This window comes from Gudongella oleilytica (assembly GCF_004101785.1).
Taxonomy (GTDB): domain Bacteria; phylum Bacillota; class Clostridia; order Tissierellales; family Tissierellaceae; genus Gudongella; species Gudongella oleilytica.
In genome coordinates this window covers 1,885,910-1,898,137 of the sequence record NZ_CP035130.1, presented here as the reverse complement: position 1 = coordinate 1,898,137, position 12,228 = coordinate 1,885,910, and the positions used below count along the sequence as shown (strand labels likewise).

Sequence of the window (12,228 nt, the reverse complement as noted above, 5' to 3'; positions counted from 1 at the left end):
TAAAATAAGACATATAGGGAGATATTGACACAAGGAGGATCATATATGTCAGAACAAACAGGGAATATCGGCTTTGAAGAGACACTTTGGAAAGCAGCAGACAAGCTTCGGGGAAGTATGGATGCGGCTGAATACAAGCATGTGGTTCTCGGGTTGATATTTCTAAAATACATATCAGATAAATTTGAAACCAGATTCAACGAGCTGATAGATGAAGGAGAAGGCTTTGAGGAAGACAGGGATGAATACGCTGCAGAGAACATCTTCTGGGTGCCTAAGGAAGCAAGGTGGTCCTTTATTATGGACAATGCAAAGGATCCCAAGATAGGGCAATTCGTGGACGACGCCATGATCCTTATTGAGAAGGAGAACCCGACTCTTAAGGGTGTTCTCGATAAGAGGTACGCAAGGCCGGAGATCGACAAGAGAAGACTTGGAGAGCTTATCGACCTTATTTCAACCATAAAGCTTCACAACAACGGAGAGAAGGATCTCCTTGGAAGAGTGTACGAGTACTTCCTTGGACAGTTCGCCAGCGCAGAGGGTAAAGGCGGTGGAGAATTCTACACTCCTACAAGCATAGTAAAGACCCTTGTAGAAATGATAGAGCCATATCAGGGAAGGGTCTATGATCCATGCTGCGGATCAGGGGGTATGTTCATACAGAGTGAAAAGTTCGTTGAGGATCATCAGGGCAAGGTGGACAACCTTTCCATATACGGCCAGGAGCTTAACTCGACCACTTGGAAGCTCTGCAGGATGAACCTTGCAATAAGGGGACTCGATGCCAACTTGGGACCTCACCACGACGATACCTTCCATAACGACCTTCACAAGACACTTAAGGCAGATTATATATTGGCCAATCCTCCATTTAATATCAGCGACTGGGGAGGAGAACGGTTAAAGGACGATGTCAGATGGAAATACGGGATACCGCCAACAGGCAATGCCAACTACGCATGGTTGCAGCATATGGTATATCACCTTGCTCCAAACGGAACAGCGGGTATAGTACTCGCCAACGGATCATTGAGCTCAAATACCTCCAACGAGGGTGAGATTAGAAAAAACCTTCTTGAAGCAGACTTTGTGGATGCAATAGTAGCACTGCCGGACAAGCTTTTCTATTCAACTGGAATACCTGTATCACTATGGATACTTAATAGGAACAAGAAAGACAACCCAAGCTTCAGATCAAGGGAGCATGAGGTTCTGTTCATTGACGCCCGAAAGCTTGGAGAGATGGTAGACAGAAGACACCGAGAACTTAAGGATGATGATATCCAAAAGATATCGGAGACGTACCACAGCTGGAGAAATAAGGATGGAGACTATGAGGATATTCAGGGCTTCTGCAAATCAGCTAAGCTGGAGGAGATAAGAGGCCACGAATATGTCCTCACTCCGGGAAGATATGTAGGTATAGAAGAAGTAGAGGATGACGGAATACCTTTTGATGAGAGGATGGAGAATATGACTTCCGAGCTTGCAGAGCTATTCGCCAAATCCAGACACCTTGAGGAGGAGATAAGGAAGAGCCTTGGGGGGATTGGGTATGAGTTTTAGTGAGTGGAGAGAGGTTAAACTTGAAGATGTTGTAGAATTCTATAATGGCAAGAAAAGACCAGATAATTATGGTAACTTACCAGTGTATGGTGGGAACGGAATACTTGATTATTGCGATTCAAGCAATACTAGTGGAGAAAACATAATCATTGGACGGGTTGGTGCGTATTGCGGTAATGTTTACTATTACGATGGGAAGTGTTGGATATCAGATAATGCAATACTTGTCCAAGCAAAAGAGGGATATGATAGTAAATATTTGTATTATCATTTATTTGCTAGAAATCTACACAATCTTAGGATAGGAAGTTCGCAACCACTTATTACACAAGGTATTCTTAAGCAGGTACAACTTACCTGCCCACCACTCCAAGAACAAAAAGCCATTGCCCACATCCTATCTACCCTTGATGAAAAGATCGAGGTCAACAACAAAATCAACAAGACCCTGGAAGAGATGGCACAGGCAATATTCAAGCACTGGTTCGTGGACTTTAAATTTCCCAATGAAGACGGAGAGCCATATAAGTCTTCAGGAGGAGAGATGGTTGACAGCGAACTTGGACCTATTCCAAAGGGATGGGAAGTTGGCAGTATTTATTCTATAGCAGATTTTATATATGGTGCCCCATTTAGTTCAAAATTGTTTAATGAGTTAGGAGAAGGCTTACCTATAATTAGGATAAGAGATTTGAAGACTGGAAGCCCTCAGTTTTTTACAACTGAGAAACATATGAAAGAGACAATAATTGAAGCAGGAGATATACTCATTGGCATGGACGCAGAGTTTAGACCAACAATATGGAGGGGTAAAAAGGCTTTGTTGAATCAGAGAGTATGCCTTTTGAAGCCTAAAAATAACCATGTTCACAAATATTACTTGTACGAACTAATAAAGCCATATATGCGAGGTTTGGAATTCTCTAAGACTGGTACAACTGTTATACATTTTGGGAAAAGTGATGTTGATAGAATTAGGATAATAAATCCTAATTCAGTACTATTGGAAAAGTTTAACCATCTAGTTGATCCAATTCACCAAAAGATAGTATACATATCTAAAGAAAATCAAGTACTGGAATCAATCCGTGACACGCTGCTCCCTAAGCTTATGTCTGGAGAAATCAGAGTACCAATCGATAACGAACAATAATCTAAGAGAAAGGAGGCTGTTTAGATATGGATGTGTTCAATGAGAGCATGCTTGAAGAATCAGTCCTTGAGCTGTTGCAATCAATGGGCTATCACTATGCCTTTGGTCCAGACATCTCTCCTGGAGGAGATCAGGAGGAGAGAAAGGACTACAAGGAAGTGATCCTTGCTCACAGAGTTAAAGATGCCCTTAAAAGGATCAACAGGCATCTTCCAGAGGAAGCCCTTGAAGAAGCCTTCAGACAGATCATAACCTTTAACAGCCCCATGCTCGAAGAGAACAACAAATACTTCCACCAGCTTATGGTGGAAGGAATTGAAGTGTCCTTCAATGAAAAAGGTCATATCAGGACCAAAAGGGCATACATAATCGACTTTGACCATCCAGAAAACAACAGCTTTCTTGCAGTGAACCAGCTTACAGTAATAGAGAACGAATCAAGAAGACCAGATGTAGTCATCTACATAAACGGCATCCCATTAGTAGTAATGGAGCTTAAGTCAGCAGTGGATGAAAACGTAGGTATAGAAAGTGCATACAACCAGATCCAGACCTATAAGAAGGACATTCCGTCCCTGTTCAACTACAATGCCTTTTCGATACTGACAGACGGAGTGAATGCAAAGGTAGGAACAATAACTTCAAATCTTGAATGGTTCATGAACTGGAGAACTGAGGACGGAGAAACGATAGAGCCTTTATATAAACCCCAATTCGAGGTACTTATCAAGGGAATGCTTGAAAAAGAAAGGCTGACCGACATCATAAGAAGCTTTATCCTGTTCCAGGAATCAAAGGGATCTGATATCGACATCGACGGCAAGAAGCTTGGCGATGTGAAATCCATAGTAAAGATACTGGCAGGCTATCACCAGTACTTCGCGGTAAAGAAAGCAGTAAAAAAGACCAAGGAAGCAATAGATGTAAATGGAGACAGAAAGATCGGAGTAGTCTGGCACACTCAAGGGTCAGGCAAGAGCTTCTCCATGGTCTTCTATGCAGCAAATCTAATCAGGGAACTCAACAATCCCACAATAATAGTCATAACAGACAGAAACGACCTTGACGATCAGCTCTTCTCAACCTTCAGCAAATCAAAAGAGATCCTAAGACAGACCCCGGTTCAGGCTGATGTAAGAAGACTGACCGATGCTCAGAAGAGAACCAAAGCGTCAGCAGGTAACGGCACAGAGATAAACGGACTGTATGATCTCCTTAACGAAAGGGAATCAGGTGGAATAATTTTTACTACCATCCAGAAGTTTAGCCCTGAAGAAGGAGACATGCCTGTACTAACAGACAGGAGAAACGTAATAGTAATAGCAGATGAAGCCCATAGAAGCCAGTACGGTCTTAAAGCAAAGGCAGACATAAAGACCGGCGAGATCTCCTACGGCTACGCAAAATATGTCAGGGATGCCCTACCAAATGCATCCTTTATAGGCTTTACAGGAACACCAATTGACCTTGAGGACAAGTCCACAACAGCGGTGTTTGGACAAACCATAGATACATACGACATGACCCAGGCAGTAGAGGACGAAGCTACTGTAAGGATCTACTATGAGAACAGGATCATCAAGCTTGATACAGACGACGAAGAGCTGAAGAACCTTGATGAGGAGTTCGAAGAGGTAACCGAAGGTCAGGAGGACTCAGTAAGGGATAAGACAAGGTCCAAGTGGTCTCGCCTTGAAGCAGTGGTAGGCTCTCCCAACAGGATAAAGAAGCTTGCAGAGGATATCGTCAGCCACTACGAGGAGAAATCGAAGGCAATAGACGGCAAGGCAATGATAGTCTGCATGAGCAGACGAATTTGTGCTGAGCTTTACGATGAGATAATATCCATAAGACCGGAATGGCACAATGACGATCTCGACAAGGGCAAGATAAAGGTAGTAATGACAGGAAGCGCAGCTGATGAAGAAAAGATCCAGAAGCATGTCGGCGGCAAGCAGAGACGGGATCTTTTAGCTAAGAGGATGAAGGACAACAACGATGAGTTGAAGCTTGTAATAGTAAGGGATATGTGGCTCACAGGCTTCGACGTGCCCTCCATGCACACAATGTATGTGGACAAGCCAATGAGAGGGCATAACCTGATGCAGGCTATAGCAAGGGTAAACAGGGTATTCAAAGAGAAGTCAGGCGGAGTAGTAGTCGACTACATAGGAATACTTGAAAGCCTTAAGGATGCTCTTAACCAGTACACCAACAAAGACAGGAAAAACACAGGAATAGATACAAGCGTTGCAGTAAACATAATGCTTGAAAAGCTTGAGATACTTAATAATATGATGCATGGCTACAATTACACAGACTTTATGGGTACATCCCAACTTAAGAGAGCAAGAGCAATAGCTGGAGGAATGGACCATATACTTGGAATGTCAGATGAGGACCAGAAGGAGTTCAAGAAGATCACATTAGAGCTGGCCAAAGCCCATGCTCTATGTGCAGCAACAGAAGAGGGCAGGAACAAGAACCTTGAGGTCAGCTACTTCAAGGCAGTAAAGGCAAGCCTGGTAAAGCTTGAAGACAGGAAATCGCCGGTATTATCCAAAGCAGAGATAGATGCAAGGATAAACCAGATGCTTCAAAGAAGCATAATATCCGAGGAAGTAATAGACGTGTTCGATGCATTGAAGCTTGAGAAGCCTGAGATATCGATACTGTCTGAGGACTTCCTCAATGAGATAAGACATATGGACCATAAGAACCTTGCAGTTGAAATGCTCAGGAAGCTCCTTGAAGGAAAGATCAAGACCATTGAGAGAACGAACCTCGTCAAGTCAGAGAAGTTCTCAGAAATGCTCACAAGAGCCCTCAACAAATACAGGAACCAATCACTTACAAACGTTGAAGTGCTTGAAGAGCTTATCAGAATGGCTCATGAGATCAAGGCATCTCAGGATGAAGAGAAGAAGCTGGGACTTTCGGAGGATGAGATTGCATTCTACTATGCTCTTACAGCAGATGACCTTGTAAAGCAGCTTATGGAGGATGAGATCCTGAAGAAGATAGCAAGGGAACTGACAGAGGCTATAAGGAGCAACACTACCGTCGACTGGAACATCCGTAAGAGTGCCAGAGCAAACATAAGGAGGGTCATAAAGCGACTACTTAAGAAGTACGACTATCCACCTGATAAGAGGATCCAAGCTATGACAGTTGTAATGAGACAGGCTGAGAAGATGGCTGGCAACTTCTACGATGAAGTGGAGAGCACCTACGGTTGGGTAGCTGAAGAGGAACAGACAGAGTATTAAGGAGGGCTACAATGTTCGATAAAGTTCATTTTATAGATATTCTTACAAAACTTTATAATTCCAGTTATGGAAGAGTAGTATTAGCAATAGAGCTAACACAATTGAAGCTTTCTCTATCTCAACCAACAAAATTCCCGTATCCCCATAGCCATTATGGGGATACTTCTATATAATCTATACATAGCCCTATACTTTTCATACAGGTCAGGTGATTACAATGAAGAACAAAATAATAATAGTCGGCGGAGGGGCATCCGGACTTATGGCATCCATTGTTGCTGCAAGAAATGGTGCTGAGGTTACCATCCTTGAAAAGAATGACAGGGTAGGTAAAAAGCTCCTTGCCACAGGGAATGGAAGATGCAACTACACCAATGAGGATGTAAGGTTGGTACATTTTCATGGTACAGATAAGGCGTTTATTGAGAAGGCTCTTTCAATATTTGGAAGAGACTCTGTTATAGAATTTTTTGAGCATCTTGGAATTGCTCCTGCATCAGAGGACAACGGCAAGATCTATCCGCTGTCGTTCCAGGCTTCCTCAGTCCTTGATGTCCTTAGATACGAAGCTGACAGGCTTGGTGTAGAGGTAAGGGTAAATTGTAGCGTATCTAAGATTGCGAGGGACGGAAAATTCAAGGTATATCTTAAATCAGGTGAAAGCCTCGCTGCTGACAGGGTGATCCTTGCAACCGGCGGAATGGCCATGCCTGTATCCGGATCTGACGGCAACGGTTACCCCATCGCCAAATCACTTGGGCATAAGGTTATCCCGGCGACTCCATCTCTTGTTCAGCTTAAGCTTAAGAGCGACAAACTAAAGCAGATAAATGGCACAAAGGTTGTCGGAAAGGCTTCGCTTTTTATCGATGGAGAGCTTATCAAGGAGGATCATGGGGACATACTTTTCACAGATTACGGCATAAGCGGTCCGCCGATCCTTCAGCTTAGCAGGGAAGCAGTTATTGCACTTGAAGGATCCAGGCGGGTCAGACTGGATGTTTCCATCATCCTCAATAGGTCCGAGGAGGAGCTGTTGGGTTATCTGGAGAAGAGAAGAGGCTGGATGCCTGAAAAAAAACTTGAGGATTTCCTGATCGGAATGGTAAATAAGAGGCTCATTATACCTGTCATTAAAGAGTTAAAGCTTGATAAGGATAAATTGGCTAAGGATATTTCTGTGGATGAACTAAGGAGCATAGCTCATATTTTGACCTGCTGGAGCTTTGAAGTGATTGGGCACAACGGCTGGGGGCAGGCTCAGACTACTGCAGGAGGGGTGCTCACAAAGGATATCGATCCTGCGACAATGGAATCGAGGCTTGTAAAGGGGTTGTACTTTGCAGGTGAGCTTCTCGATGTTGATGGCGACTGCGGAGGATATAATCTCCAGTGGGCCTGGACAAGCGGCTACATTGCCGGGAACAGTGCAAGCGTCAAATTTTAGTTGAAATGCTGGTTCAACAGGTTTATTATAGAATAGGATTGTTTATATAACGTCCTAAGCGAAATTTCAGGAGGAAGCTATGCTTGGACTAAGGAAAAAGCTGGAGGAGTTGGAAAAAGAGAATAGGCCTATCAAGGTGTGTCTTGTAGGTGCCGGGATGATGGGTAAGGGCTTGGTTAGCCAGCTGCTCAGAGTCAAGGGGATGGAGCCCTCCGTGGTTGCGAGCCACAAGCTGGAGGATTCATTGAAGGCATTCCAGCTGGCGGGAATAGGCAGAGAACAGATCGTTGTTGCTAAGAGCGTTGAAGATATAAATATAGGGATGGAAATGAAGAGGTTCGTAGTTACTGACGACTACGCACTTGCCTTGAAGGCAAATCTTGTGGATGTGGTGGTCGATGCCACCGGGGTCCCAGAAACAGGAGCAAGGATCGCCCTTGGCGCTATCGACAACAGGAAGCACGTTGTTATGCTTAACGTTGAGTCTGACGTTGTTGCAGGTCCATACCTGAATAAGCTCGCAAAAAAGGCAGGAGTGGTATATACAGGTTCTGCAGGGGATGAGCCAGGCGCTGCAATGGAGCTTTATGACTTCGCTGTGGCTTCAGGCTTTAAGGTCCTTGCCCTTGGAAAAGGAAAGAACAATCCTCTGGATTTCTACGTAACGCCAGATCAGGTCGAGGAAAAAGCCAAGGCCTCAGGTCTTAAGCCGCTTAGGCTTGCTTCATTTATAGACGCTACAAATACCATGGTTGAAATGGCTGCTATGGCCAATGCATCGGGCTTCATCCCGGATGTAAGGGGAGGCCACGGGCCAACAGGGACTGTGGAAGAGCTACCAAGGATCTATTCCCTTAAGGAGGAAGGCGGGATCCTTAACGGCTATGGAATCGTAGATTTTACCTTTGGCGTGGCACCTGGCGTGTATGCCGTAATCACTACAGATCAGCCGCAGGTACACAGCGAGATGAGGTTCCTTAAAATGGGGGATGGTCCCAACTACGTGCTCTTCAGGCCATACCACCTGACAAGCCTCGAGACCCCAATTTCAATAGCAAAGGCAGCAATTTACGGGGAAGGCTCAATAGTTCCCAAGGGAGACCTGCCGGTAGCTGAGGTGATAACAAGAGCCAAGAAGGACCTTAAGGCAGGGGAGCATCTGGATGGTATAGGTGAATATACCGTATTTGGAAGCATTGAGGAGTACGGAAGGGCCAGGGAAGAGAAGCTTGTTCCAATAGGTCTTATTAACGATAACGCAAGGATTAAGGTAGATGTAAAGAAGGGTGACTTCCTGACCTACGACATGGTCGAGCTTGATCAGACCACCGAGATATTCAGGCTGAGGCAGCTTCAGGAAGAAATGGCTGAGGACTTGACAAAATAGAGTCCTTCGGGTATATTATTACACAAGCGTACAATCGAATATAGGGCTGTGAAGGGGACAGTAGTTGAGACGAGACATTATAGAGAGGCGTTCAGGAATGGTGAAAGAGCGTCATGTCGAACTCGGTGAAGATCACCCCGGAGCTTGGCACCTGAAAAAAGTAAGGTGCTGCGTGTAGACGTTAGACAATAATGAGTGACAGGATGTTCCTGTAATTTGGGTGGTACCGCGATATTTCGTCCCTAAGTCTTTGACTTAGGGATTTTAATTTTAGTGAAGGAGTGGTGAGTGTGAAAAGGTTTAATGAGTTGTCAAACGAACCTGTAAAGTCAAGAGAAGACAGCATATCCAAGTATTGGAAAGAAATCGACCTTCTGCACAGATCAGTTGAATCAAGAGACCCTGAGAAGACCTACATTTTCTATGAGGGACCTCCGACAGCCAACGGCAAGCCGGGGATCCATCACGTTATGGCCAGGACTCTTAAGGATTTGACGTGCAGATACAAAACTATGCAGGGCTATCAGGTAAAGAGAAAGGCGGGCTGGGATACCCACGGACTGCCGGTAGAGATCGAGGTTGAGAAGCAGCTTAGCCTTGAGAGCAAGCAGGACATTGAAAACTTCGGACTTGAAGAATTCAATGCAAAATGCAGGGAGTCGGTATGGAAGTATGAGAAGCTCTGGAGAGAGATGACAGAGAGAATGGCATACCTTATCGACATGGATAATCCCTATGTAACCCTTGATAATGACTATATCGAATCTGTCTGGTGGATACTGGACAAGTTCTACAAGGAAGGCTATATATATGAGGGACACAAGATCCTTCCATATTGCTCAAGATGCGGTACAGGACTTGCATCACACGAGGTAGCCCTTGGATACGAGGAGATAAAGACTGAGACTGTAACTGTAAAGTTCAAGGTCAAGGACAGGGATGAATACCTGTTGGCATGGACAACTACACCATGGACTCTTCCTTCAAACGTATGCGTAACTGTATCACCTGAGGAAACCTATGTAAGAGCTAAGAAGGATGATGTGGTATACATCCTGGCAAAGGTTCTTGCTGACAAGAATCTCGGTGAGGACTATGAGATACTTGAGGAAATGAAGGGAAGCACCCTTGAGCACCTTGAGTATGAGCAGCTGATACCATTTGTGAAGGTTCCAGGCAAGGCATTCTACGTTACTGTTGCAGATTATGTTACAACTGAGGATGGAACAGGCATAGTTCATACGGCACCGGCCTTTGGCGAGGACGACTACAATACAGGAATGAGATATGGACTTCCTGTCGTAAATCCGGTATCGGAGGAAGGAAAATTCACCGAGACCCCATGGGCAGATATGTTCGTTATGGATGCCGACAAGCACATAATCGCATGGCTCAAGGAGAACGGCAAGCTGTTCAAGAAGGAAAAGATTGACCACAACTATCCACACTGCTGGAGATGCAGGACTCCGCTTTTGTATTACGCAAAGCCGTCCTGGTATATAGAGATGACCAAGCTGAAGGATCAGCTTGTGGCAAACAACAACAGCGTAAACTGGTTCCCGGATTTCGTCGGTGAGAAGAGGTTCGGAAACTGGCTTGAGAATGTAAACGACTGGGCAATATCAAGAAGCAGATACTGGGGTACACCATTCCCCATATGGAGATGTGACAAATGCGGACACACAGACAGCGTAGGGTCAAGGCAGGAGCTTATAGACAGGGCAATAGTGGAAGTAAGCCCTGATATAGATCTTCACAGGCCATATGTCGACGATATCCACTTCAACTGTCCTCATTGCGATGGAGTGATGACCAGGGAGAAGGATGTAATAGACTGCTGGTTCGACAGCGGTGCCATGCCGTTTGCTCAGCATCATTATCCATTTGAGCACAAGGACGACTTTGACACGCTTTTCCCCGCTGACTTTATATGCGAGGGAATCGACCAGACAAGAGGCTGGTTCTATTCACTTATAGCGATATCCACCTTTGTAATGGGGCAGTCGCCATATAAGAATGTACTGGTAAACGACCTCGTTCTGGACAAGGACGGAAAGAAAATGTCCAAGTCAAGAGGCAATACGGTAGATCCTTTCGATCTGTTCGACAGATACGGAGCTGACGTATTGAGATGGTACCTGATATATGTATCACCGCCATGGACACCGACCAAGTTCGACGAGGACGGCTTGAAGGAGGTTGAATCCAAATTCTTCAGAAGCATCAGAAACGTGTACAACTTCTTCTCGATGTATGCAAACACTGACGACATAGACCCAAGGGAGTTCTTCGTGCCATATGAGGAAAGACCTGAGATAGACAGATGGATACTTTCGAAGTTCAATACGCTTTTGAGTGAGTCCAAGGAGAATATGGACATATTCGAGCTTACAAGGACTGTAAGGGCTATCCAGGAGTTTGTCATAGAGGACCTTTCAAACTGGTATATAAGAAGAAACAGGAGAAGGTTCTGGTCAACTCAGCTTGACGACGACAAGAAGTCGGTATACAATACAACTTATGAGATAATGGTAGACCTATGCAAGATCATTGCGCCGTTCGTTCCATTTATATCAGAGGAGCTTTACAGAAACCTTACCGGCGGCGAGTCGGTCCACATAGACTTCTATCCCCAGGCAAGAGCTGAGCTTATAGATAAGAACCTTGAGGATAAAATGGATCTTGTAAGGAACCTTGTGGCTCTTGGAAGAGCATCCAGGGAGAACGTAAGGATCAAGGTAAGACAACCTCTTAACGAGGTGGTTATAGACGGGAAATATGAGGAGCTTATCGGTGACCTTGTACCGCTTATGATGGAGGAGCTTAACGTGAAGAAGGTCGTATTTGAGAAGGACCTTTCACAGTTTATGAACTACTCCCTTAAGCCGAACTTCAAGGAAGCGGGTCCTACACTGGGATCTAAGATAAAGTCCTTTGGAAAGGCATTGGCTGAGGCTGACGCCAAGGAACTTGCCGGATTTCTGGAAAGGGAAGGCAAGGTAACGATGAATCTTGACGGAGCAGACACCGAGATAGTGAAGGATTTCGTACAGGTAACAATTTCCTCCAAGGAAGGCTTCAACGTGGTAATGGAAAACAACCTTTTCGTGATCCTGGACACTACTCTTACCAAGGAGCTTTTGGATGAGGGCTATGCAAGGGAGTTTATATCCAAGGTCCAGCAGATGAGAAAGGCTAACGGCTACGAGATACTCGATACCATCAGGATATTCTATAACGGAGAAGAGCCGATCAGAGAAGCTGTTAAGGAATACGAGGAGTTTATAAAAACTGAGACTCTGGCAACAGAAATCATTGCATCAGATAAGACCGATATGGAGAAGCAGGATCTTAACGGATTAGAAACCGGTATGCTTCTTGAGAAAAACTAAAGGATACAGCC

Annotated in this window: 7 protein-coding genes and 1 other annotated feature; all 7 genes read left to right on the top strand. The window is 44.8% G+C overall.

The features are described from left to right. Positions 1-45: 45 nt before the first annotated feature. The 7 genes from EC328_RS09185 to ileS all read left to right on the top strand — a co-directional run bounded on the left by EC328_RS09185 (position 46) and on the right by ileS (position 12,217). Positions 46-1,569, top strand: a complete 1,524-nt coding sequence (locus EC328_RS09185; RefSeq protein WP_128426513.1) for a class I SAM-dependent DNA methyltransferase — start codon at positions 46-48, stop codon at positions 1,567-1,569. Next, a complete protein-coding gene (locus EC328_RS09180) occupies positions 1,559-2,722 on the top strand; it encodes a restriction endonuclease subunit S (protein ID WP_128426512.1) in 1,164 nt (387 codons plus the stop codon). Before EC328_RS09185 ends, EC328_RS09180 begins: the two co-directional genes overlap by 11 nt. A gap of 26 nt (positions 2,723-2,748) precedes the next feature. Then, the gene (locus tag EC328_RS09175) at positions 2,749-5,991 is read left to right on the top strand and encodes a type I restriction endonuclease subunit R (protein ID WP_128426511.1); all 3,243 of its coding nucleotides are present in this window, start codon (positions 2,749-2,751) and stop codon (positions 5,989-5,991) included. An 11-nt stretch (positions 5,992-6,002) separates the two neighbouring features. Then, positions 6,003-6,164, top strand: coding sequence for a hypothetical protein (locus tag EC328_RS11535; RefSeq protein ID WP_164906088.1), 162 nt, complete (start codon positions 6,003-6,005; stop codon positions 6,162-6,164). A 44-nt stretch (positions 6,165-6,208) separates the two neighbouring features. Beyond that, positions 6,209-7,438: a BaiN/RdsA family NAD(P)/FAD-dependent oxidoreductase gene (locus EC328_RS09170; protein ID WP_128426510.1), complete on the top strand. Its 1,230-nt coding sequence runs from the start codon at positions 6,209-6,211 to the stop codon at positions 7,436-7,438. Positions 7,439-7,517: 79 nt separating this feature from the next. Beyond that, complete coding sequence (locus EC328_RS09165; RefSeq protein ID WP_128426509.1) at positions 7,518-8,825, top strand: NAD(P)H-dependent oxidoreductase; 1,308 nt, start codon at positions 7,518-7,520, stop codon at positions 8,823-8,825. Positions 8,826-8,864: 39 nt separating this feature from the next. After that, positions 8,865-9,072 (top strand) — a binding site (T-box leader). Between the two features lie 43 nt (positions 9,073-9,115). Further along, on the top strand, positions 9,116-12,217 hold the full coding sequence (gene ileS, locus EC328_RS09160) for an isoleucine--tRNA ligase (protein WP_128426508.1): 3,102 nt from the start codon (positions 9,116-9,118) through the stop codon (positions 12,215-12,217). Positions 12,218-12,228: the final 11 nt, after the last annotated feature.

What these genes read in the sequence shown, in the direction of transcription:
- EC328_RS09185 (WP_128426513.1), top strand. Translation starts at nt 46, where the DNA reads ATGTCAGAACAAACAGGGAATATCGGCTTTGAAGAGACACTTTGGAAA.
- EC328_RS09180 (WP_128426512.1), top strand. Translation starts at nt 1,559, where the DNA reads ATGAGTTTTAGTGAGTGGAGAGAGGTTAAACTTGAAGATGTTGTAGAA.
- EC328_RS09175 (WP_128426511.1), top strand. Translation starts at nt 2,749, where the DNA reads ATGGATGTGTTCAATGAGAGCATGCTTGAAGAATCAGTCCTTGAGCTG.
- EC328_RS11535 (WP_164906088.1), top strand. Translation starts at nt 6,003, where the DNA reads ATGTTCGATAAAGTTCATTTTATAGATATTCTTACAAAACTTTATAAT.
- EC328_RS09170 (WP_128426510.1), top strand. Translation starts at nt 6,209, where the DNA reads ATGAAGAACAAAATAATAATAGTCGGCGGAGGGGCATCCGGACTTATG.
- EC328_RS09165 (WP_128426509.1), top strand. Translation starts at nt 7,518, where the DNA reads ATGCTTGGACTAAGGAAAAAGCTGGAGGAGTTGGAAAAAGAGAATAGG.